At 58.4% G+C, this 21884-nt stretch carries 22 protein-coding genes; 8 read left to right on the top strand and 14 right to left on the bottom strand.

Features of this window, described 5'->3' with window-relative positions; genetic code table 11:
- Nucleotides 1-160: 160 nt before the first annotated feature.
- From lptD to AACT07_RS03270, 6 genes are read left to right on the top strand one after another with little or no spacing between them, the layout of a single operon-like run.
- Nucleotides 161-2605, top strand: coding sequence for an LPS assembly protein LptD (lptD, locus tag AACT07_RS03245; RefSeq protein ID WP_069526578.1), 2445 nt, complete (start codon nucleotides 161-163; stop codon nucleotides 2603-2605).
- A 26-nt stretch (nucleotides 2606-2631) separates the two neighbouring features.
- Nucleotides 2632-3930, top strand: coding sequence for a peptidylprolyl isomerase SurA (gene surA / locus AACT07_RS03250; RefSeq protein ID WP_069526625.1), 1299 nt, complete (start codon nucleotides 2632-2634; stop codon nucleotides 3928-3930).
- On the top strand, nucleotides 3930-4925 hold the full coding sequence (gene pdxA, locus AACT07_RS03255; protein WP_069526579.1) for a 4-hydroxythreonine-4-phosphate dehydrogenase PdxA: 996 nt from the start codon (nucleotides 3930-3932) through the stop codon (nucleotides 4923-4925). The genes surA and pdxA overlap by 1 nt, the downstream gene beginning before the upstream one ends.
- Nucleotides 4915-5727: a 16S rRNA (adenine(1518)-N(6)/adenine(1519)-N(6))-dimethyltransferase RsmA gene (gene rsmA, locus AACT07_RS03260; protein ID WP_005339016.1), complete on the top strand. Its 813-nt coding sequence runs from the start codon at nucleotides 4915-4917 to the stop codon at nucleotides 5725-5727. Before pdxA ends, rsmA begins: the two co-directional genes overlap by 11 nt.
- A 4-nt stretch (nucleotides 5728-5731) precedes the next feature.
- On the top strand, nucleotides 5732-6094 hold the full coding sequence (gene apaG / locus AACT07_RS03265; RefSeq protein ID WP_069526581.1) for a Co2+/Mg2+ efflux protein ApaG: 363 nt from the start codon (nucleotides 5732-5734) through the stop codon (nucleotides 6092-6094).
- A gap of 6 nt (nucleotides 6095-6100) precedes the next feature.
- A complete protein-coding gene (locus AACT07_RS03270; protein WP_069526582.1) occupies nucleotides 6101-6922 on the top strand; it encodes a symmetrical bis(5'-nucleosyl)-tetraphosphatase in 822 nt (273 codons plus the stop codon).
- 120 nt (nucleotides 6923-7042) lie between these two features.
- Here AACT07_RS03270 and AACT07_RS03275 read toward each other — a convergent pair whose 3' ends face one another.
- The 3 genes from AACT07_RS03275 to AACT07_RS03285 form a co-directional block, all read right to left on the bottom strand.
- Nucleotides 7043-7543 carry a 2TM domain-containing protein gene (locus AACT07_RS03275; protein ID WP_064338711.1) on the bottom strand — a complete coding sequence of 167 codons (501 nt, stop codon included), beginning with the start codon at nucleotides 7541-7543 and terminating at the stop codon, nucleotides 7043-7045.
- Nucleotides 7544-7666: 123 nt separating this feature from the next.
- On the bottom strand, nucleotides 7667-8113 hold the full coding sequence (locus tag AACT07_RS03280) for a bleomycin resistance protein (RefSeq protein ID WP_083249904.1): 447 nt from the start codon (nucleotides 8111-8113) through the stop codon (nucleotides 7667-7669).
- A gap of 3 nt (nucleotides 8114-8116) precedes the next feature.
- A complete protein-coding gene (locus AACT07_RS03285) occupies nucleotides 8117-9106 on the bottom strand; it encodes a luciferase-like monooxygenase (protein WP_069526585.1) in 990 nt (329 codons plus the stop codon).
- Between the two features lie 304 nt (nucleotides 9107-9410).
- On the opposite strand from AACT07_RS03285, the gene AACT07_RS03290 reads away from it, so the two are divergent.
- Nucleotides 9411-9752: a hypothetical protein gene (locus AACT07_RS03290; RefSeq protein ID WP_069526586.1), complete on the top strand. Its 342-nt coding sequence runs from the start codon at nucleotides 9411-9413 to the stop codon at nucleotides 9750-9752.
- 183 nt (nucleotides 9753-9935) lie between these two features.
- Here AACT07_RS03290 and AACT07_RS03295 read toward each other — a convergent pair whose 3' ends face one another.
- The 4 genes from AACT07_RS03295 to rplU all read right to left on the bottom strand — a co-directional run bounded on the left by AACT07_RS03295 (nucleotide 9936) and on the right by rplU (nucleotide 13662).
- Complete coding sequence (locus AACT07_RS03295; protein WP_069526587.1) at nucleotides 9936-11306, bottom strand: YjiH family protein; 1371 nt, start codon at nucleotides 11304-11306, stop codon at nucleotides 9936-9938.
- Between the two features lie 366 nt (nucleotides 11307-11672).
- Nucleotides 11673-12875 carry an Obg family GTPase CgtA gene (gene cgtA / locus AACT07_RS03300; protein WP_005358317.1) on the bottom strand — a complete coding sequence of 401 codons (1203 nt, stop codon included), beginning with the start codon at nucleotides 12873-12875 and terminating at the stop codon, nucleotides 11673-11675.
- 200 nt (nucleotides 12876-13075) lie between these two features.
- Nucleotides 13076-13333 carry a 50S ribosomal protein L27 gene (gene rpmA, locus AACT07_RS03305; RefSeq protein ID WP_005339028.1) on the bottom strand — a complete coding sequence of 86 codons (258 nt, stop codon included), beginning with the start codon at nucleotides 13331-13333 and terminating at the stop codon, nucleotides 13076-13078.
- A gap of 17 nt (nucleotides 13334-13350) precedes the next feature.
- Entirely contained in the window at nucleotides 13351-13662 is a 312-nt protein-coding gene (rplU, locus tag AACT07_RS03310; RefSeq protein ID WP_005304210.1) for a 50S ribosomal protein L21, read from the bottom strand.
- A 242-nt stretch (nucleotides 13663-13904) separates the two neighbouring features.
- On the opposite strand from rplU, the gene ispB reads away from it, so the two are divergent.
- Entirely contained in the window at nucleotides 13905-14876 is a 972-nt protein-coding gene (ispB, locus tag AACT07_RS03315) for an octaprenyl diphosphate synthase (RefSeq protein WP_069526591.1), read from the top strand.
- Between the two features lie 81 nt (nucleotides 14877-14957).
- Here the strand turns inward: ispB and AACT07_RS03320 are convergent, their stop codons facing one another.
- The 7 genes from AACT07_RS03320 to mutL form a co-directional block, all read right to left on the bottom strand.
- Nucleotides 14958-15146, bottom strand: coding sequence for a DUF2065 domain-containing protein (locus tag AACT07_RS03320; RefSeq protein WP_005339036.1), 189 nt, complete (start codon nucleotides 15144-15146; stop codon nucleotides 14958-14960).
- 105 nt (nucleotides 15147-15251) lie between these two features.
- Complete coding sequence (gene hflC / locus AACT07_RS03325; protein ID WP_005339038.1) at nucleotides 15252-16136, bottom strand: protease modulator HflC; 885 nt, start codon at nucleotides 16134-16136, stop codon at nucleotides 15252-15254.
- Nucleotides 16137-16139: 3 nt separating this feature from the next.
- Nucleotides 16140-17291, bottom strand: coding sequence for an FtsH protease activity modulator HflK (gene hflK / locus AACT07_RS03330; protein ID WP_005339041.1), 1152 nt, complete (start codon nucleotides 17289-17291; stop codon nucleotides 16140-16142).
- Nucleotides 17292-17382: 91 nt separating this feature from the next.
- On the bottom strand, nucleotides 17383-18669 hold the full coding sequence (gene hflX / locus AACT07_RS03335) for a ribosome rescue GTPase HflX (RefSeq protein WP_005339043.1): 1287 nt from the start codon (nucleotides 18667-18669) through the stop codon (nucleotides 17383-17385).
- A gap of 63 nt (nucleotides 18670-18732) precedes the next feature.
- Nucleotides 18733-18996: an RNA chaperone Hfq gene (hfq, locus tag AACT07_RS03340; protein ID WP_005339045.1), complete on the bottom strand. Its 264-nt coding sequence runs from the start codon at nucleotides 18994-18996 to the stop codon at nucleotides 18733-18735.
- 72 nt (nucleotides 18997-19068) lie between these two features.
- Nucleotides 19069-19998, bottom strand: coding sequence for a tRNA (adenosine(37)-N6)-dimethylallyltransferase MiaA (miaA, locus tag AACT07_RS03345; RefSeq protein ID WP_083249905.1), 930 nt, complete (start codon nucleotides 19996-19998; stop codon nucleotides 19069-19071).
- Complete coding sequence (gene mutL / locus AACT07_RS03350; RefSeq protein WP_069526627.1) at nucleotides 19988-21844, bottom strand: DNA mismatch repair endonuclease MutL; 1857 nt, start codon at nucleotides 21842-21844, stop codon at nucleotides 19988-19990. Before mutL ends, miaA begins: the two co-directional genes overlap by 11 nt.
- Nucleotides 21845-21884 lie beyond the last annotated feature (40 nt).

Genomic DNA, 21884 nt, shown 5'->3' on the forward strand with positions numbered 1-21884 from the left:
TTCCGTGCTATGGAACCATGACACTCACAGCCAACAAACAGTTGATTTCAAAGGAAAAAGCCTTTCCTCTCCTAACATGCAATGTCAACTCGATGAAACCTGTCGTAAAATGCATGCCTTGGATCAACCGTATCTATCACGGATTGCACGAGTCTTTCACATGACAAAATGGACACTGGGGTACCGCTATCCCATCGCCCTGACTATCAGCCTGGCCCCCGCACTCACCTCTATGATGGTGCAGGCGGCTCCGTTCGAAGCGCCGCCAGCCACCGGCATTCTCGATAGTCTCTGCTATGACTATGTTCCCAAGATAGAGAAGCCTGCATCGGATCAGGATGCCAACGCACAGCCGGTCGAGGTTGATGCTGACCGTCTCGAGGCCAAACAGGGCGGCACCGCCGTCTATGAAGGTGACGTCAAGGTTCGTCAGGGGGTTCGCAAGTTTGACTCCGACTATGCCCAGCTCGACCAGAAGAGCCGGGATGTCATCGCCATCGGCAACATCTATTACAACGACGGTCAGGTGACCGTCACCAGCGACAAGACCCTCAAATCCAACCTGGATACCAAGAACTCCGAACTGGAAGAGGGCAAGTATCAGGTGCATGGCTCACCGGTGCGCGGCTTTGCCAAGCGCGTGGTGATGACCAACAACAACCAGAACATCACCATGGAGGGGGCTCAGTACACCACCTGCCCCCCCGGTCAGGAAGTGTGGACCCTCAAGGCGGGCAGCATCGACATTGACCAGAAAGAGGTGTTCGGCGAAGCCTGGAACGCCAGCCTTTGGCTCTATGACTACCCGGTGTTCTACTTCCCCTATATCAACTTCCCCATCAAGGATGAGCGGAAGACCGGTCTGCTTTACCCGGGTTACAAGCAAAGCTCCAGCAACGGCATGGATATCACCCAGCCCTTCTACTGGAACATTGCCCCCAACTATGATGCCACCATCACCTCCCGTTTTATGGACAAACGCGGCCTGATGGAGCAGGTGGAGTTCCGCTATATGCCGGACCCTGCCCACACCGGCACCCTCTATTTTGAAAATCTGGCGGATGACAAGCAGTACAGCCCGAGCAATCCGAGTCTGGCGGGCCTGTCCGATGGCCATCGCTACCTGATGAACGTCCGTCACGGCTCCGCCCTGATGGATGGCAGCCTGCGTTTTGGCATCGACTACACCCAGGTGCGCGACAAGGACTACAACTATTTCAACGACTTCAGCCCGCAAGTGGGCACTCAGGTCGACAGCCAGTTGCAGCAATCCTTCACCGCCGGCTATTACCAGCCTAACTGGAACCTCACCTCCGAGGTGCGCCGCTACCAGATCCTGAGCCCATATGCGCTGCTGCCCCACGAGATGCTGCCGCGTATCGACTACAACTACTATCAGCAAGGCAAGTGGTTCGATCTGGCCTGGAACAGTGAACTGACCAAGTTTGGCTATGACAGTGGCAGTGCCGCCACTCTGCAAGCAGGTGAGCGCTATACCGCCACCCGCCTGCATCTGGCGCCAACCCTGACCGTGCCCTTGGTGGATGCACCGGGTTACTACCTGACCAGTCAGTACAAGCTGATGTTTACCTCCTACAACCAGGAGGTACCCGATAATCTGGTTAGCCAGGACCGCAGCCGCTTCACCGATGCAGACAGCAAACAGCTGACCCTGAAAGAGGGCACCATTACCCGTACTCTGCCCTCCTTCCGCCTCAAGGGGGGCGTCAACTTCGATCGGCCGCTCGACTGGTATGATGGCAAGGGCACCCAAACCCTGGAACCCGAGTTCCAGTACCTCTATATCCCTTACAAAAATCAGGACGAGATCGGGATCTACGACTCCACCACCACCCGTCAAGATTACTACAGCCTGTTCAGTGACCGCCGCTTTGCCGGTCTCGACCGCATCAGCGATGCCAACCGGGTCACCGTTGGCCTGACCAGCCGGGTCTATGACAATGTGGGTGATGAACGGTTGCGTCTGGCGGTGGCCCAGGCCTTTGAAATGACACCACCCAAGGTGCGCCTCTACCCTTCAAATCCGGAAAGCACCAACGCCCGCTCCCTGCTCTCGTTCGAGGGAGATGCCCGCATCACCGATGAGTGGTTTGCCCATGCGGGGACCCAGTACGATACCTCCGAGGGTGAATTTACGGCTGGCAACGGTGCAGTCGAGTACCGAACCGGCAAGCTGACCACTCAGGTCAACTACCGCTACATCAAGGATGGCAACCTGGACTATCGCTATCCGACCAACACGGCGCTGGCAGAAGATCTGAGCCAGGCGGGTCTGGTGATGATGGCGCCGATCGCCGATCAGTGGCAGATGTATGGCGGTTACTACCGTGACATCAAGCAGGATGTGAACATTGACCGCAAGATCGGTGTCAAATACGACTCCTGCTGCTGGAGCATCAACATGAGCCTGGAGTGGCACAATCAGCCGGACAACGTCACCCTGAAGCCAACTTCGGAAAAAGTCATTGGTCTGCAGTTTGAAATGAAGGGACTTGGCAGCGTGGGTACCGGTGGCCGCAGCGTCACACTGGATACCGAGCTGTTGCCCTATGTTCGCCCGTTTAATCTGAAAGGCCAGCAATGATGCTGGCCCAGCCTTGAGAGATGGATATGAAAAAGACCCTGATTGCCCTGCTGACCGCGGGAATGTTCGGTGCCATGAGCCAGGCCGCACTGGCTGCGCCCGAGCTGATGGACAAGGTTCTAGCCGTGGTCAACAAGGACGTGGTGCTGTCCAGCCAACAGGACGCACTGGTCAACAAGGTAAAACTCTCCGCTCAGGAGAGCGGCCAGTCCCTGCCTGACGATGCCACCCTGCGCAAACAGGCGCTGGATCGCCTGATCCAGGAGAGCCTGCAGTTGCAACTGGCGGAGCGCCAGGGGCTGAAGATCAGCGACACCCAGCTGGAACAGGCTATTCAGGGCATCGCTGCCGACAACAAGATGACCCTGGATCAGCTGCGGGCCCAGCTCGCCCGTGAAGGGATGACCTATGCCCAATATCGGGAAGAGGTTCGCCGCGAGATCCTGATGAACGAGGTGCGCCGCAACCAGGTGCGCCGCCGTATCAACATCTCCGAGCAGGAGGTGAAGCAGGTGGTGGAGATCCTGAAGAAACAGGGTCAACAGCAGAACGAATACCACGTCGGCCATATCCAGATTGCCCTGCCGGACAACCCCACTGCCGCCCAGCTGGATGCCGCCAAGAGCAAGATCGAGCGCATTCTGACCGCCCTCAAGCAGGGTGCCGACTTCCGCAAACTGGCCATTGCCGAGAGTAACGGTCCCAAGGCGCTGGAAGGGGGCGACTGGGGCTGGATGAGCCCGCAAGAGATGCCGACCCTGATGGCGGAAGCGGTGCAAGGTGCCAAGAAGGGCGACATCGTCGGCCCGCTGCGCTCCGGCGCTGGCCTGCACATCGTCAAGGTGTTCGACACCAAGGGTCAGCAGCAAGTGATGCAGACCGAGGTGAAGGCACGTCACATCCTGATCAAGCCCTCCATCATCTTGAGCGAAGAGAAAGCCAAGGGGATGCTGGATGGCATTCTGCACGACATCAAGAGCGGCAAGGCCAGCTTCGCCAGCATGGCGGAGAAGTACTCCGAAGATCCAGGCTCTGCGGTGCAGGGGGGCGAACTGGGCTGGTCTGATCCCAACGTCTATGTCCCCGAGTTCCGCGACATGGTCAACCGTCTGCAACCGGGCCAGATCAGTGCCCCGTTCCGTACCAGCCATGGCTGGCACATCGTGCAGGTGGAAGATCGCCGCAGCCAGGATGCGACCGACAAGGCTCAGGAGCAGCGCGCCTACCAGCTGATCTACAATCGCCGCTTCGTGGAAGAGTCCCAGGCGTGGCTGGATGAACTGCGTGACGAGGCCTACATCCAGATCGAAGGAGCCGGTAGCTGATGAGCTGCCGTCGCCTTGCCGTTACCCCGGGCGAACCGGCCGGGATCGGCCCGGACTTAGTGCTGCAGATTGCCCGGCAGGATTGGCCCCACCAGTTGGTGGTGATCGCCGATCCGGCGCTGCTGCGCGAGCGAGCAACCCTGCTTGGGCTGCCCATCGAGCTTGAGCCCTATGACGCAACCGCCCCTGCTCATCCGCAGCGGGCGGGCACCCTGACCGTCTGTCCGGTCACCCTCGGCGCCTCTGTGGTGCCGGGCGAGCTGAACGAAGGCAATGGCGCCTATGTACTGGCGACCCTGCAGCGCGCCTGTGATGGCAACATGAGCGGCGAATTTGCCGCCGTGGTGACCGGACCGGTGCACAAGGGGATCATCAACCAGGCCGGGGTCTCGTTCAGTGGCCACACCGAGTTCTTTGCCCAGCAATCCAACACCGCCGATGTGGTAATGATGCTGGCAACCGAGGGGCTGCGGGTCGCACTGGCGACTACCCATATTCCGCTGGCCTATGTAGCGATGGCCATCACCGAGGATCGCCTCGGCAAGGTGATCCGGATCCTCAACGAGGATCTCGCCACCAAGTTTGGCATCGCCAAACCCCGTATTTACGTCTGCGGCCTCAACCCTCATGCCGGGGAAGGTGGCCATCTAGGACGTGAAGAGATTGACGTGATCGAACCCGCCCTGGCTACTTTGCGCCAGGAAGGGATCGATCTAGTCGGCCCGTTACCGGCCGACACCCTGTTCCAGGAGAAATACCTCAAGGATGCGGATGCGGTACTCGCCATGTACCACGACCAGGGGCTGCCTGTGCTCAAATACAAGGGCTTCGGCAGTTCGGTCAATATCACCCTGGGGCTTCCCTTCATCCGCACTTCGGTGGATCACGGCACCGCGCTGGATCTGGCAGGCAAGGGCCTGGCCGATCCGGGCAGCCTTGTCACCGCGATTAACCACGCCATCAAGATGGTAGAGAAAAAAAGATATGAGCAGTAAGGTGCACATGGGCCACACGGCCCGTAAGCGTTTCGGTCAGAACTTCTTGCACGACCGGTATGTGATCGATCAGATCGTCGCAGCCATCAACCCGCAGCCGGGTCAGAATCTGGTGGAGATCGGTCCGGGTCTGGCCGCGCTGACCGAGCCGGTTGCCGCCCAGATGGACAAAATGACCGTGGTCGAGCTTGACCGGGACCTGGCAGCTCGCCTGCGCGAGCACCCGACACTCAAAGACAAGCTGACCGTCATCGAAGCGGACGCCATGCGTTTCGACTTTGGCACCCTGATGGGTGAAGGCAAGGGGCCGCTGCGCATCTTCGGCAACCTGCCCTACAACATCTCCACCCCGCTCATCTTCCACCTGTGCGAATTTGCCGACCGGGTTGAAGACATGCACTTCATGCTGCAAAAGGAAGTGGTGTTGCGTCTGGCCGCCGGCCCGGGCAGCAAGGCTTATGGCCGTCTGAGCGTAATGACCCAGTACTACTGCCAGGTGGTGCCGGTGCTGGAAGTGGGCCCGGGCGCCTTCAAACCGGCGCCGAAAGTGGACTCTGCCGTAGTTCGCCTGATCCCGCACAAGAATCCGACCATAGTCGCAAAAGACATTCGTTGTCTGAATCGCGTCTGTACCGAAGGCTTTGGCCAGCGTCGCAAGACCATCCGCAACAGCTTCTCCAACTTCATCACCGACGCCCAGCTGACCGAGCTTGGTATCGATGGCAACCTGCGCCCGGAGAATCTCTCCCTCGAGCAGTTTGTCATGATCGCCAACTGGCTGGCGGATCAGCAACAGGCCTGATCCTGTGGCACTCCCGCACATCGAGATCCGCCCATACCCCGTGTATGTGGCGGGCTCCAAAGACCCTTACCAGTTTCACTATCTGATCGAGATTGAGAATCTGGGGCCCGGCCCGGTGCAACTGCTGCATCGGCGCTGGCTCATCACCGATGCCAATGGCAAGATGCTGGAAGTGGCAGGCCCAGGCGTGGTCGGGGAACAACCCGTCATTGCCGAAGGTGAGACCTACCGCTACCAGAGCGGCGTGCCGCTGGCGACCCCGTTTGGGGTGATGGAAGGGAGCTATACCCTGCAAGATGGCTCTGGTCAGCAGTTTGAGGCGCCCATCGCCCCCTTCACGCTGGCCATCCCCAATATTATCAACTGAGGTTTCATGGCGAACTGTTTTGTCGGTGACATCCAGGGCTGTTACGACGACTTGCGCCGTCTGCTGGATCTTGCCACGTTCGATCCCGAAAATGACGTGCTCTGGCTCTGCGGCGATCTGGTCGCCCGCGGCCCGGACTCCCTCAATACCCTGCGTTTTGTCAAAGGGCTGGGCAACCGCGCCGTTACCGTGCTCGGCAACCACGACCTGCACTTGCTGGCGGTCGCCGATGGCGTTGCACCGCTCAAGAAGAAAGACAAGCTGCAAAGCCTGATGGATGCCCCTGATCGGGATGAACTGCTGGAGTGGCTGCGCCACCGCCCGCTACTGGCCGAACATCCGGATCTGCCCATCATGATGGTGCATGCCGGGATCTCCCCCGCATGGGATGTCCGCACCGCGCGCAACTGCGCCCGCGAGGTAGAGAGCCTGCTGCGCGGTGACCAGTACAGCTGGCTGCTGCACAACATGTACGGCGACCAGCCCGATGGCTGGAAAGATGATCTGGTCGGGATCGACCGCTACCGCTACATCATCAACACCTTCACCCGGATGCGCTTCTGCTATTTCGACGGTCGTCTCGACTTCAAATGCAAGAAGGGGCCCAAGGAGTCGACCCCGGGGCTGCGTCCCTGGTTCGAACAGCGCGAACACCACGTGGATGACCCCATTCTGGTGTTCGGCCACTGGGCGGCCCTGATGGGCAACACCGGCAAGAGCGATATCAAGGCGCTCGATACCGGCTGCGTCTGGGGCAACAGCCTCACCCTGTGGCGCTACGAGGATGATGCCCTGATCGCCACCCCCTGCCCGGTTCACGCCAGCTAGGGAGTGCGCTGCAATCTGGCGGTCGCTGCCGCACGGATGGCAACAACCCGCTCCAATAACAAAGCCCGGCAGGTTGCCGGGCTTGCTGTTTTAGGTTCCCTGTTTTCCGGCGGAATGAAGTTACAACTTGCGCCCCAGCCGCTTCTCGATCTGGCGCCGCTCCCACTCGGGGCCAAACAGCTTGAAGGGCTGAAACACCCGAACAGCATGGGAGGCAAGTCCCAGCCCCCAACCCAGGGTTGGCCACCATGCCCAGATGTACTCCGGATTGCTCAGGTAGTTGATGACAAACAGCCCGCAGATCACCACCACATAGCTGGCGACATGGTGATAGAAGCCCTTGAGCTCCTCCACATAGCGCATTGCCGACCGCTCCTCTGCCGATACCTGCACCGCATCCTGACCCATAGTGTCACTTCCTCTCATCTCGCGCTCCTGTTGCTCTGATCCATCCAGTTGAGCCACATCGAGTTCAAAGACGGCGGCCAGGGCCTTGAGAGATTCCAGTCCGGGTTGCTGCCCCTGCTCGATCCGCTGGATAGTGCGGACACTCAAACCAGTCAACGTTGCCAACTGATCCTGAGACCAACCCCGTTGCAATCTCAACTTCCTGACGATCATCTCGAACTCCTTGTGGTAATTGACAGGGCCAGCATAGGGCTTGCGCCGCGAAAGGTGACACGACAGATAGCCGACATACATCTGACAGTCCTTTAAAATCAGATGGTTAAGATTTTGATCTTGTCAGTCAGCCGCTCGTTCCCCCAGATATTGCACAAACCGTAACAGATAACCATCGGGATCCTGCAGCAAAAATTCGCGCTGCCCGGCCAGCATCTCGCCCACTGGATACCAGACCTCAGTGGGCTGCCGGAAAAGTGCAATCTCGGCGGCCTGCAAGCGGTCGAGTAGCGGCTGGATCTCGGTCAGCTCCATCTGCAGATTAATTCCCCGACCGAACGGTGGCTGCAGCGCCCCGACCTGCCAACCCGCCGGATGTACCTGCTCCAGCATCAGCTGTATTTGTTGCTGCTCAAGATAAGCAAAAGGAGGGTCATCGCGCCGATAGCGGACCGAGAAGCCCAACAAACCGGTATAGAAAACCAGAGATCGAGCCAGATCGGTAACCGACAGCTCCGGTACCATGGGATTCCAATACACCTCATCCACCGCGACAGTAGGGTTCGTCATGGCTTACAGGCTCTGCATCAGCTCGGCGGCAATTTCAAAGGAGCGCAGTCGGGCCTGATGATCGACGATGGGCCCATTGAACATCAGCTCATCGGCACGGGTTTCCGCCAGCAGCGCCTTGAGGCCATGACGAACCTGCTCCGGGTTGCCCACCAGAGAGCGGGCAAGGGTCTGCTCCATCGCCATCAACTCACGAGGTGCCCACTCATCGCCAAGCTGGACGACCGGCGCGGGCAGCTTGCCCGCATCACCGCGATGGAGGCGCAAGAATTGCTGCTGCACTGTAGTGAACTGGAAGCGGGCCTCCCGCTCGCTGTCGGCGGCGATCATGTTGATGCAGACCACCGCATGGGGCTTGGGCCAGCGAGCAGAGGGGCGATACTGGCTACGGTAGACCTCCAGCGCCTGCAGCAACATGGCGGGCGCAAAATGGGAAGCAAAACCGAACGGCAAGCCCATCGCCGCCGCAAGTTGCGCGCTGTAGAGGCTGGAGCCCAGCAGCCAGATGGGCAGATGCAATCCCTGACCGGGCACCGCCTGCACCACGCCAATCTCGTCGCCAAAGTAGCTCATGAGCTCGCGCACATCGGCCGGAAAATCATCCACCTCGCCACTGCACATACGCCGTAGCGCCCGCATGGTGCGCTGATCGGTACCGGGGGCGCGGCCAAGGCCAAGGTCGATGCGGTCGGGATAGAGAGAAGCCAAGGTGCCAAACTGTTCGGCAATCACCAGCGGCGAGTGGTTCGGCAGCATGATGCCACCCGCGCCGATCCGCAAAGTGGTGGTGGCTTCGGCCAGATGGCCGATCAGCACCGAGGTGGCGGCACTGGCAATGCCCGGCATGTTGTGATGTTCGGCCAGCCAGTAGCGCTGGTAACCCCAACCCTCGGCATGGCGGGCAAGATCCCGTGAACGGCGAAACGACTCGGCAGGCACGGAACCTTCGGCAACAGGCACCAGATCGAGCACGGAATAGGGGATGGCAGACATGGGTCACTCCATTGATTTACAGGCCAGTAACAAGTGGGGCAATGTAGCACGAGATACCTGAATGAATCACTATCTCCTGCCACACTCTGCCTGCCAAGCGGCAGCAATCGAACGGAACAAATCTCAGGCAAGTATTGTTTGAACGCTCATCCTGCTGGCCTCGCAAGCCCGGGGGGGATCATATTTTCTTACATTTGCGGGCTGGCCTGAGCGCCCCCAGCTGGTTATAACGGTGCCCCTATAGCGAAGGGGGAGCAATAGACTCCTCCTCACTCTTTGTCACACCACACAGTTCAGGTTATCTATGTCAAAACATCTCGTTCTGCTGGGCGCGCTGACGCTGTCCGGTTGCGCCCCCGCCACTGTCACTGAGCTCACCTCCGCAGATTCCTCGCTGCAACGATTCCAGATCGAGTGCAGTGCGCCGGATGATTGCCAGCAACAGGCAAGCTTGAGCTGTCCGCAGGGCTATCAGGAAACCGATCGCAGCCAGCACACCTTCACCAAGGTTCAGATGAACATGGGGGGCACCGACCCGATGAGGGGATTTAGCCCGAGCTTCCCCCAGATCAGCACCTACACCATCCATACCCTGCTGGTGCAGTGTCCCCGCAAGCCGGCACAGCCCCACCCGCAGGGACACTGATGAGCAAGGGCCCGCAGGCCCTTCTCTCTTGTTACCCACACTCAGCCCACGGCGAATGACCCACACCTTGCAAGGCAGGACGTTTTGCGAATAACCCGCGTAATCCATCAAGCCCGGAGAAAAGAGGAAAAGCCATAAAAAAACGGTCAACCGAGGTTGACCGTTTTTCACTGCGCTGCGCCCTTAGAACAGCAGGTGTGCCACCCCGGCAATAACCGGCAAGGTAACCAGAGTGCGCAGCAGGAAGATAACGAACAACTCCCACAGCTTGACCGGGATCTTGCTGCCCAGCAGCAGGGCGCCCACTTCCGACATATAGATCAGCTGGGTTACCGACATGGCGGCAATCACGAAGCGGGTCATGTCGCTCTCGATGGTCGAGGCCAGCACCGCCGGAATGAACATATCGGCAAAACCGACCATGATGGTCTTGGAAGCCGCTTCCGCCTCCGGCAGTTGCAGCAGCTCCAGCAAGGGGATAAACGGGGCGCCAAGCCAGTTGAAGATAGGGGTATGTTCGGCCAGCATCAGGGCACAGGTACCGATCGCCATCACCACCGGCAGCACGCCAAACACCATATCCAGTGCATTCTTCACCCCTTCCCGTGCGACTGCGCCGAGATCAGTCATGCTGTCAGCCTTGGTCAGCGCCCGCTCGAAGCCATAGCTCATCACGCTGTGCTGGTGCGGCACTGCTTCCTGCTTGCGGCACAGGGGAGTGCCATCGGCATAGATGTCCTTCTTCCAGCAAAGTGGCGGCAAACGCGGCACCACGATAGCGGCGACCACCCCCGCAAGACAGACGGTCAGGTAAAAGGGGACGAACATGTGCTCCAGCTTCACCTGGGAGATCACCACCAGACAGAAGGTGATTGAGACCGCAGAGAAGGTGGTGCCAATCACCGCAGCTTCACGCTGGGTGTAGAACTTCCCTTCGTACTGCTTGCTGGTCAGCAGGATGCCGACGCTGCCATCGCCAAGCCAGGAGGCAAAGCAGTCCACTGCGGAGCGGCCCGGCAACCGAAAGACAGGACGCATGATGCGGGTCATCATGGTGCCGACAAATTCCAGCAGCCCGAAATCGAGCAGCAACGGCAGCAGCAGGCCGGCAAAAATGAAGACCGAAAACAGCACCGGCAGCAGATCGTTGAGCACCAGTCCACCGGTTGCGCCGGAGTAAAGCACCTCTGGCCCCACCTGGAAGAAGGTCAGCAGCACGAAGATACCGCCCAATACCCGCACGCAGGCCCAGAAAGGGGAGACATTGAACAAGCTGTTGAGGAAAGGACGACGCACCAGAATCGCCGGCTTGAACAACCAGGCAATCACCGTCATCAGCATGGTGGTGGTGATCACCGCACTGACCATGGCGACCAGATAATCGGCAAAAACACGCTGCACCAGCTTGGCCAGCACGGCCACCGGGATGGTGACGTTACCGTCATAGACGACCGGCGTCATGAACAGCAGGATCCCGATAAGTGACGGAACCAGAAACATCAACAAATTACGGCGAGTATTGACCGCAGGTGCTTCGAGACTCTTTTCCAACATGATATGACTGCCCTAATGTTACTTTTCCCTAGCCCGGCCAACCTGCGTATTCATGCATTAACCAGCAAAGCCGGCGCAAGAATACTCTAAAAAAATGCACAAACAAGCCATTAAGGCAGAAATTTGCGCATAAATATTTCCACGGGCAAACCTTCCATTAAAACAATAAGATACAGCGGCGCATATCGATTCAATCGACATCGCCAGATGATTGTTTCGTTATTGTTAATTTTGGTGGGCAGTATAATCGGTTATCAGTGGCAGGCAATAAGTGGCATCACAAATATACCTAATGAGTTGCTGCTCGATAGACATAAAAAAACCGGAGCCTGTTCAGGCTCCGGTTTTCAATGAGAGTGACGGGGATCAGTCACGGACGTAGATGACTTCAACGCCATCATCTTCGTCGTCATCCCAATCGTCATCATCAAGCCCTTCATCGAAGGCAAGAGAAGCAGCCAGTGCTTCCGCTTCAGCCTTGGCCAGCTGGTTCTTGTGGTAGTCGTCCCACTTGAACTCCACCTTCTCGATGGCGTCTTTGGCATCTTCCGCCAGCTGACGGGGCATGGTATCCAGTAGATCCAGAATGTCGTAGCAGACCTTCTTGGTGCCTTCCTTGCTGATGGCAGTGATGGCATAAACCGGACCTTCGTGGTTCAGGGCCACCTTGACGCGATCCATCACCTCCTGGGCTTCCTCTTCCAGGATCAGATCCATCTTGTTGAACACCAACCAGCGCGGCTTGCCAGCCAGTTCCGGGCTGTACTTCTCCAGCTCCTTGACGATGGTCACGGCATTTTCAGCAGGGTCGGAGCCATCAACCGGGCAGATATCCACCAGGTGGATCAGTACGCGGCAACGCTCGAGGTGTTTCAGGAAGCGGATACCCAGACCTGCACCTTCGGCAGCGCCTTCGATCAGACCCGGGATATCTGCGATCACGAAGGAGCGGGAGTTCTCACCACGCACCACACCCAGGTTCGGTACCAGGGTAGTGAAGGGGTAATCAGCCACTTTCGGGCGAGCTGCAGAAACGGCGCGAATAAAGGTAGACTTGCCTGCGTTGGGCAGACCAAGCATACCGACATCGGCCAGCAGCAGCAGCTCCAGCTTCAGGGTACGCACTTCACCCGGAGTACCGTTACTCTTCTGGCGGGGAGCACGGTTGACGGAGCTCTTGAAGCGGGTGTTGCCCAGACCGTGGAAACCACCTTTGGCAACCAGCAGCTTCTGCTCGTGGTGGGTCAGATCCCCCAGCAGTTCACCGGTATCTTCATCGGTCGCACGGGTACCGACCGGCACACGCAGGATCTTGTCCTTGCCGCGGCGACCGGTACAGTTGGCGCTCTGGCCATTCTCACCGCGCTCGGCAGCATGGAAACGCTCGAAACGGTAGTCGATCAGGGTATTGAGGTTTTCGTCGGCGATCAGATATACGTCGCCACCATCACCGCCGTCACCGCCGTCCGGACCACCGTTGGGAATATATTTTTCACGGCGAAAGCTTACACAACCGTTACCACCGTCACCGGCATCGACTCGAATCTGGACTTCATCAACAAACTTCATAGGTAACCGTCACCTTAATTCGAAAAACCGATACGCAATTATAGTGGTACAGACCCCTGCGGGCGATACGCATCTTGCCAATCATGCCCGTCAGAGCCAAAGTCAGCTGCGTTCCGTTTTTTCGTCAACGACATCAGAAAGACGTCAGAAAAACAAAAGCCCCGCCTGTTGGCGGGGCTTCGGATCCTTGCGGTCCGTAATTACTCAGCAACGATGCTAACGTACTTACGATTCAGCGGACCTTTAACTTCGAACAGGATTTTACCAGTCGCGGTAGCGAACAGGGTGTGATCCTTGCCCAGACCAACGTTGGTGCCAGCGTGGAACTTGGTACCACGTTGACGAACGATGATGCTGCCAGCCAGAACTGTTTCGCCGCCGAAACGCTTCACGCCCAGGCGTTTAGCTTCAGAATCGCGACCGTTGCGGGATGAACCGCCAGCTTTTTTGTGTGCCATTTATCGGACTCCTCTAATTAAGCGCTGATGCCAGTGATTTTGACTTCAGTGAACCACTGACGGTGGCCCGCTTGCTTACGATGGTGCTTACGACGACGGAACTTGACGATAGTCACTTTCTCGCCACGGCCGTGAGCCACAACTTCAGCTACAACCTTGCCACCTTCAACGAAAGGAGCACCTACTTTAAAAGTGTCGCCTGCAGCAACCATCAGAACTTCATTGAAGTCGATGGTAGCGCCAGTCTCAACGTTCAGCTTTTCCAGACGAACGATTTGACCTTCGGCCACACGGTGTTGTTTTCCGCCGCTTTGGAATACCGCGTACATTTGATTAACTCCGTAAAGGCATGTCTTTTGCTCAAGGCTAGACATGCGCAAAAACCTATAACAATGGGCGGGCATTCTACGCAAATCGATCTGCTCAGGCAAGGCCAATTTAGCAAAAAGTTTATTTTGTGCGCATATCTGCCGCCGTGGATAAACGCCTAACTGTAACCCATTGTGAAATCGTGTAGAATCCCTGCCATTACTAAAATCGCAGTTATTGCTGCTGTCACGTTACGAGACTTATGGACCAACAGACTATCCGTGCGCTCTGTGCCGCCGACATGACGGCGGTCAATGAACTGATCCTGGCCCGACTCCAGTCCGACGTTAGTCTGATTAATCAGCTGGGTTTCTACATTGTCAGCGCCGGCGGGAAACGGATGCGCCCCATGCTGACCGTGATGGCTGCGCGTGCGCTGGGCTATGAGGGTGAGGATCACCTGAAACTGGCCGCCATCATCGAATTCATTCACACCTCTACCCTGCTGCATGACGACGTGGTCGACGAATCCGACCTGCGCCGTGGCCGGGAGACAGCCAACGCCATGTTTGGCAATGCCGCCAGCGTGCTGGTCGGTGACTACCTCTATAGCCGCTCCTTCCAGATGATGGCCGAACTCTCCAACCTGCGGGTGATGGAGATCCTCTCGGATGCCACCAACACCATCGCCGAAGGAGAAGTGTTGCAGCTGATGAACTGCAACGATCCGGATACTACCGAAGAGAGCTACATGACGGTCATCTACTGCAAGACCGCCAAGCTGTTCGAGGCCGCCACTCGCCTTGCCGCCGTGCTGACCCATCAGCCCGAGCCCGTCGAGCAGGCCATGACCGATTACGGCAAGTATCTGGGCACCGCGTTCCAGATCATCGATGACGTGATGGACTACTGCTCCCAGAGCGAAGAGATGGGCAAGAACGTCGGCGACGATCTGGCCGAAGGCAAACCGACCCTGCCGCTGCTGCGTGCCATGGAAGTGGGCACGCCGGAAGAGCGCCAGCTGGTGCGCGATGCCATCCTGCACCGCAACGGTATGGAACATCTTGAGCAGATCCTCGGCATTCTCGACCGCACTGGCGCGCTGGAGTACTCCCGCATGCGTGCCAGAGAAGAGGCCGACAAGGCCATTGCCGCCCTCGCCATCCTGCCGGACTCCCCGCACAAACAGGCGCTGGAAACACTGGCCCACATGGCCGTGCAGCGCAGTGCCTGAGTAAACGAGATGCATGAAAAAAGAGGCCTTCGGCCTCTTTTTTATTGTCTGCTATCTGCTGAACTGTTCATTGCGACAGACTCAGCGACTCAGCATCCAGAGGATCACACTACCTGCCACCACTAGCGAGCCGCCGATACGGCGCAACTGCTCCGGTGGCTGATCGCTCAGCAGCCGCAACATCTGCTGCCATGCCCTGGGCATCAACAGCGGGCCGAGCCCCTCGAACAACAACAGCAATCCCAACCCCATCAGCATGGATGTCAGCATCCGACCTCCTTCAATGCAACCAGCCCCTCGGGTCAACGGCTGGCATTGGCACCAAAAACAAAAGGGTCTGACAATGCAGACCCTTTGAATGTGACCTCGTGGCGATTACTGCTTGGTGCCGTGAGGAGACTTGAGGTAACGGAAGAACTCGCTGTCCGGCTTCAATACCATCAGGTCGTTGCCACCGGCAAAGCTCTTGCGATAGGCCTCCATGCTACGCACGAAGCTGAAAAACTCGGGGTCTTTCTTGTAGCTGTCGGCATAGATCTTGGCGGCTTCCGCATCCCCTTCACCACGCAGCTGGCGAGCGTTACTCTCGGCGTCGGCGATCATGACGGTCACCTTGCGGTCGATATCGGCACGCAGGATTTCAGCCTTCTCGCGACCCTGAGAGCGGTGCTCACGGGCCACAGCGGTACGTTCGGCACGCATCCGCTGGTAAATGGAGTTGGAGACTTCCACCGGCAGGTTGATCTGCTTGATCCGCACATCCACCACCTTGATACCGAGCTCGGAGGAGCGCGCCATCTTCTTCAGGGCATCTTCCATCACGGTACTGCGCTCACCGGAGACGATGTCCTTGATGGTGCGGTTACCGATCTCTGAACGCAGACCATTGTTGATCTTGCGCTTGAGCAGATCTTCAGCCTGCAGCTTGTTGCCACCACCAGTTGCCAGGTAGTACTTGGAGAAGTCCTCGATCTTCCACTTCACGTAGGAGTCGATGATCAGGTCTTTCTTCTCGGAGGTGACAAAACGGTCGGCCTGGCTGTCAATGGTCTGGATGCGGGCATCCATCTTGCGAACCTGGTCGATGAGCGGCACCTTGAAGTGCAGGCCCGGCTCATAGAGGCGGGGTTCACCGGAGTCAACCCGCTTCACCTTGCCAAACTGCACCACAATCCCCTTCTGACCTTCATCAACGATAAAGACAGAGGAGAAGCAGACCATGGCCGCGACAGCGATTGCACCAATAGCTAGCTTTTTCATCTATCAGTTTCTCCCTGAGCTGAAGCGGTCACCGCTGCGCAGCGGCATTGTCGGGGTAGAGTTGGCACCCTCGTTGGAAACGGGGACCTGCTCTGTGACCGGGGCGACAGTGGCACGATCAGACTGGGCAGCCTTCGGCTTGCCAGACAGCTTGTCGAGCGGCAGGTAGATCATGCTGTTGTTGCCAGCCGGCATGTCGACCACCACCTTGTTGGCCTGCTGATAGAGCTCTTCCATGGTTTCCAGATAGATACGCTCACGGGTCAGCTCGGGGGCAGCCAGATACTGGGGCAGCAGCTCGTTGAAGCGAGCGACTTCACCCTGGGCTTTCAACACGATCTGGGATTTGTAAGCTTCCGCTTCCTGCTCCAGACGCTTCACCTGACCACGGGCCTTGGGCTCCACTTCACGGGCATAGGCTTCTGCTTCACGAATGAAGCGCTGTTCATCTTCCTGAGCGGAGATGGCGTCATCAAAGGCGTCTTTCACCTCTTCCGGCGGACGTGCCGGAAGGAAGTTGACGTCGACGATCTGCAGACCCATCTGGTAAGGCTCGATGATGCCATCGATCACCTGCCAGGTCTCCTGACGCACCTTCTCACGACCGGTAGTCAGGACGTCATCCATCCGGGTATGACCCACCACGTAGCGCAGTGCGCTATCGGTGGCCTGACCCAGACTCTCGTCGGCATTGGTCACGCTGAACAGATACTGCTCGGGATTGACCACACGGTACTGCACGTCCATCTCGACCCGTACCACGTTCTCATCCTGAGTCAGCATGAAACCGGAGGCAGGCAGGGAACGCACGGACTCGACGTCCACCGGGATCACCTGATCGATAAAGGTCGGCTTCCAGCGCAGGCCCGGCTCGACAATATGGGAAAACTTGCCAAACCGCAGCACGGCACCACGCTCCGCTTCGCGAATGGTGTAGAAGCCGCTGACAACCCACACCACCACAGCCACAACCAGCGCGATGGAGATACCAAAGCGACCTACATCGCCGCCAGATTTGCCGCCACCAAACAAGCCACCGAAACGGCGACTCACTTTGCGCAGCATTTCATCCAGATCAGGGGGTCCCTGATTCTTGCCGTTATTCCCCCAAGGGTCACGGTCTTTGCCGTTGTTACCAGGCTCATTCCAAGCCATCAGCGTCTCCATTAATACATGCGGATGGATATCATCTCTATCGGGCCATCATACGTTGAGAAGCCCCTAAGGGTTCATCTTCATCGACGAATCAATGCCTGATAAAGCGTTGTAAACTCTCACCTTCCTGTTTCACGAGGCGGTTCCAGTCGGCCACTTGCAAGCGGACTTCCAGCACGAAATCCCCCTCCTCGCTAAAACCTTCCTGCTCAATCCCTTTCAGCTGATAGAGCGCACTGCGCAATCTCGCGGCAGAAGGAGGCAACTGCAGGGTGTGATGCACCATGGAGCCAGCCAGCAATTCGGTCAGCGCCGTAAACAGATGCTCACAACCTTCACCAGTCTGGGCCGACAACCAGACGCGCAACGGGCGCCCCTCGTCATCTCGCTCCAGACCTGCCGGACGATCCGCCAGCTTGTCGATCTTGTTGCAGATCATCAGCTGGGGCCTGTCATCGGCTTCAATCTCGGCCAATACCTGCTGCACGGAGTCGATATTCTCCTGCATCTGCTCATCGGCACAGTCCACCACATGCAGCAGCAGATCCGCTTCACGGGTCTCCTGCAGGGTCGCCTTGAAGGCCGCGACCAGATCATGGGGCAAGTGCCGAATAAATCCAACTGTATCCGCCAAAATCACATCACCCACATCCCGGATCACCAGTTTACGCAGGGTGGGATCCAGAGTTGCGAACAATTGGTCGGCAGCATACACGCTGGCAGCTGTAAGTTGGTTGAACAAAGTGGACTTTCCGGCGTTGGTATAACCAACCAGTGACACCGTCGGCACTTCGTTGCGGTTGCGGGCGCGGCGTCCCTGCTCCCGCTGCTTGGCCACCTTGTCGAGCCGACGCAAAATCGCCTTGATGCGTTCGCGCAGCAGACGTCGGTCAGTTTCAAGCTGGGTTTCACCCGGGCCACGCAGACCGATCCCGCCCTTTTGACGCTCAAGGTGGGTCCAGCCTCGCACCAGACGAGTGGAAAGATGGCGCAACTGGGCCAGTTCGACCTGCAGTTTACCTTCGTGGGTTCGGGCGCGCTGGGCAAAGATATCGAGGATCAGGCCGGTTCGGTCCACCACCCGGCACTGGAACAGACGCTCCAGGTTGCGCTCCTGGGCAGGGGTCAGGGCATGGTTGAAGATGACAACGTCGGCATCCAGCATCTGGACTTGGGACGCGATCTCTTCAGCCTTGCCACTGCCGACAAAAAATTTGGCACTGGGCGCACTGCGACTGGTGGTAATTACCCCCAGCGCATTGACTCCGGCCGAGCTCACCAACATCTTGAGCTCTTCCAGATCCTCCCGCTCACCCTCATCACTGAAGTTGACATGCACCAGAACGGCCTGTTCGCCAGCTTCATAACGGTCAAACAAGCGCTTGCTCCTTAACAGGAATCATGATGAATCTGAGTTGGCGAGTCGACTCGCCCAGGGATATCACGCCTCGGCATCACCCTGTTCATCAGCCGCGCCACCCGGAGTGGGCTGGTGATGATTGACGGCACGGGCCGGAACGACAGTCGAGATGGCGTGCTTGTAAACCATCTGGCTCACGGTGTTTTTCAGCAGGATAACAAACTGGTCAAAAGACTCGATCTGACCTTGCAGTTTGATGCCGTTCACCAAATAGATAGAAACAGGAATCCGCTCACGGCGCAGCGCATTCAAAAACGGGTCTTGGAGAGATTGCCCCTTAGCCATTTTTCTTTTCCTTATAGTTTGTTGTTTTTAAACACCGAATATCAATATAACAACCTGATTATACAGGGAGTGTCAAGCCGCACCAGCGCGAGCAAGCACGCGGTCGAGATTGCCAGACTCACCAGATTCCAACCAGGTCACATCGGGCCAGCCGCGCAACCAGGTCATCTGTCGTTTTGCCAATTGGCGTGTGGCAACAATGCCACGATAACGCATCTCATCATACCCCACTTCACCGCACAGGTAGTCCCACATTTGGCGATAACCCACACAGCGAATGGAGGGGAGATCCGGGGTCAGATCGCCGCGCGCCATCAGCGCACGAACCTCCTGTTCAAAGCCGCCTTGCAGCATCTTGTCAAAGCGCAGTTCGATACGCTGATGCAGCACGGCGCGATCGCTCGGGGCGATGGCAAACTGCAGCACCCGATAGGGCAAGCCCTCCCCCTGCACCTGCGTCAGCTCGGTAAGGGTCTTGCCGCTGATGCGGTAGACCTCCAGCGCCCGGGAGAGTCGCTGCGGGTCATTAGGGTGGATCCGCGCCCCGGCCACCGGGTCGATGCGCACCAGCTCATCGTGCAGCGCCTGCCAACCGAGGCGTGCAGCCTCTTCCTCAATCCCGGCTCGAATGGCGGGATCGGCAGAGGGCAATGGGGACAATCCCTCCAGCAGCGCCTTGAAATAGAGCATGGTGCCGCCTACCAGCAGCGGAATGCGGCCACGGTCGGCGATCTCTTTCATCTCCCGCAGGGCATCCTTGCAAAAATCGGCTGCCGAATAGCTCATGGCGGGGTCAAGAATGTCGATCAGCCGGTGCGGGGCCCGCGCCAGCTCATCGGCAGTCGGCTTGGCCGTACCTATATCCATGCCGCGATAGATCAGCGCAGAATCGACGCTGATGATGTCGCAAGGCAATGCCTGGCACAGTTCAATGGCGAGATCCGTCTTGCCGGAGGCCGTCGGCCCCATCAGAAAAATTGCGGTCGGCAAGTCACTCGCCATGTTCAAACTCCTCCAGCACGGTCGCCAGCGAAAGGGGGCGCACCATGCGAATGTCTGCCAGTTGGTCACTGAAATCAGTCACAAGTTCCGTCAGCAGACGACTGGCAGTTGAAAAATCGTATATCTTCTCGCGGCTTATCCCCTGCTCCACCAGCCATTGGCATAATACTTCAGCCTGCTGACCAGCATCACTGTCAGATCCGCCCTCGATAATTTGCAGCAATTCGGGTAACAGACGCACCAGATCGGTCTGGCGCAGCAGAGCCGGCACCCGAGTCAGGATCATGGTGTCGCCCCCCCCGCTTTTCAACTCCAGCCCCATCCGTTTCAGCAAACGTTCCTGCTCGGTCACCAGCGCGATCAAATTCTTCGGCAATTTGAAGGAGACCGGCAGCAACAGCGGCTGGGCCGCCAGTCCCTGGCCCCAGGTCTCCAGCAGCCAGTGGCGTAGCAGCACCCGCTCGGCGCGTACCAGCGAAAGCAGCGCCAGCTGATTATCCCGCTCGATCAACAGGTAGGCCTGCTCCACCAGTGTCAGGGCGCGACATCCCCCCTGTTTAGGTGACGGCACTGGATCAGTGGGCTGCGCAGGAGCAGCCTCAGCTGCGATAGGCAGCGTAGTGAGCAGAGCGCCCATGCCGCGCATCGCCTCACGGCTTGGGGGCTCGGGCGGTTGATAATTGCTGGCTCGGCCAGCCCCCTCCCGTACCTGTGCAGGTGCCCGGTAGCTGTGCTCGGCACCGTACCACTCAGGGCGTGGCGCCTGACCGGGATATTCAATCTGCGGACTGACCGGCAACTCGACCAGGGTTTCGGCCATCGGCGCGTCCTGATGAGCGGCGCTGACTCCTTCGCGGCGCAGCGCAGTAAACAGCGCCTGAAAGATAAAGTCGTGGATGAGCCGCGCCTGATGGAAGCGCACCTCATGCTTGGCCGGGTGGACGTTGACATCTACCTGACGGGGATCCAGCTCGATATAGAGCACATAAGCGGCGAAGCGATCGGGAGGCAGCAGCTCGTCATAGGCCTGACGAATGGCGTGATTGATGAGCTTGTCGCGCATCATCCGGCCGTTGACATAGGTGTATTGCAGATCGTTTTGCGGTCTTGCCCCCTCCGGAGTCGCCAACCAGCCCCACAGCCGCACATCGCTGTGCTCGCTCTCCACCGCCAGCGCATGGTGCATGAAGGGGGTGCCGCAAACGGCGGCGAGGCGACGCTCCTGCTCCGGCACGGTATTGGCGGCCTTGTACTGGCGCACCACCTTGCCATTGTGGCGCAGGATCAGGGTGGCATCGAAGTGGGAGAGCGCGATGCGGCGCACCAGCTCGTCGATGTGGGCAAACTCGGTCTTTTCGCTGCGCATGAACTTGCGCCGCGCGGGGGTATTGAAGAAGAGATCCACCACCTCCACCGTGGTGCCCACCGGATGGGCCGCCGGCTTGATGGTGACGCTCATCTCGCGCCCTTCCGCCTGGGCTTGCCAGGCTTCGGACTGCTCGGCGGTACGGGAGGTGAAGGTGAGACGGGAGACCGAGCTGATGGAGGCGAGCGCCTCGCCACGAAAACCGAGGCTGTTGATCCCTTCCAGATCATCCAGCGTGGCCACCTTGGAGGTCGCATGACGCGACAGCGCCAGCACCAGCTCATCTTTGGCGACGCCACAGCCGTTGTCACGGATGCGGATCAGCTTGGCGCCCCCCTTATCGATGTCGATCTCGACCCGGTCGGCCCCCGCATCCAGGCTGTTTTCCACCAGCTCTTTCACCACAGAAGAGGGCCGCTCCACCACCTCTCCGGCTGCAATCTGGTTGGCCAGAATGGGTGGCAAAATACGGATCGGCATCATTTACTCCTGAATTTCTATCTTGCGGATGGTCAGTCTC

Origin of the sequence: Aeromonas sp. ANP5, from assembly GCF_963870295.1 — a bacterium.
GTDB classification, from domain to species: Bacteria; Pseudomonadota; Gammaproteobacteria; order Enterobacterales; family Aeromonadaceae; genus Aeromonas; species Aeromonas veronii.